The 960-nt window shown below is 67.6% G+C and carries 2 protein-coding genes; both read right to left on the bottom strand.

Annotation, left to right across the window (positions count from 1 at the left end):
* Positions 1-219, bottom strand: a 219-nt coding sequence (locus HC022_RS27530; protein ID WP_167454492.1) for a cell division protein ZapA, incomplete at its 3' end; no start/stop codon positions are given.
* On the bottom strand, positions 216-842 hold the full coding sequence (locus HC022_RS27525) for a hypothetical protein (protein ID WP_167454491.1): 627 nt from the start codon (positions 840-842) through the stop codon (positions 216-218). The genes HC022_RS27525 and HC022_RS27530, both read right to left, overlap by 4 nt.
* Positions 843-960 lie beyond the last annotated feature (118 nt).

The raw sequence follows: 960 nt of genomic DNA, 5'->3' as shown, positions 1-960 counted from the left end.
CGCGCAGCTGTTCTCGAGCCCGGCGGTCTTGTCCGCCAGCATCAGACCGGACATCAGCAGCAGCCGCGATTCCGGCATCCGGCCGATCTGTTCCACCAGCACCTGCGCCTCGATGTCGAGCATGCGCGCCGCGGTCAGCAGGTACTGTTCCTCGCCCTGCTGGCAGGCCACGTCGAAAGTGCGGTTCCCGATGATGATCTGGACTTCGATCTGGCTCATTGCACCGTCTCCTCATCGCCATGCGATACGTCCTGCCCCTCCGCCTCGGACTGCAGCGGAGCCATTGCACCGAGTACCGCGCGGATCTCGGCCTCGTCCGCCGCACGCGCCGCACGCAGCGCCTCGAGCTCGGCCAGCATCGCCTTGTTGACCAGATGCGGCTCGCCCACGTTGTCCTGCAGCGCGCCGCGCATCTCCTCGCAGGTCTTGCGCAGCATGTCGTTGGCGGTCTTCAGGCGCTGCATCTCGGCGTCGAGCGCCGCCATGCTCTCGCGTTGTGCCTCGACCCGCTCCATCAGCGCGGCGTCGGACACCATCGGCGCTGTGGGTGCAGCCTGCGCCTCTTCGAGACGGGAGCGCAGCGTGTGCACCCGCTCCTCGAGCTGGGAATTGGCCATTTTCTCTTCGTCGAGCGCGTCGCGCAGCCGGGCGATCTCTGCCGCGGCCTCGGCGGCGGCTTCCTCGGCGGCCTCGGCCCAGCCCGTATCGACAGCGGTCGCAGGCCCGGGCGCCGCCTCGGGCACCGGTGCGGATGGCGGCGCGGCAGACAGCGCCTCGACCCCCTTGGCGATCCGGTCGAGCGCGCGCGACATCCGCGACTGCAATTCTTCGATCTGGCTCATCTTGCCCTCGCTATCTCAGCCGTGGGGGACTGTCTCGCCAATCGCACGAATCGGCACCGCCCCGTTGGTCAAGAGTTTACCAAGCGCAACGGTAAATTGCGCCCCCATAAGTAACAAG

The sequence above is a fragment of the Salipiger sp. HF18 genome, assembly GCF_011806505.1.
Classification (GTDB): domain Bacteria; phylum Pseudomonadota; class Alphaproteobacteria; order Rhodobacterales; family Rhodobacteraceae; genus Salipiger; species Salipiger thiooxidans.
Note: the sequence above shows the minus strand (reverse complement) of the source record. Positions and strands in the feature narration are given on the sequence as shown.

What these genes read in the sequence shown, in the direction of transcription:
- HC022_RS27525 (WP_167454491.1), bottom strand. Translation starts at nt 842, where the DNA reads ATGAGCCAGATCGAAGAATTGCAGTCGCGGATGTCGCGCGCGCTCGAC.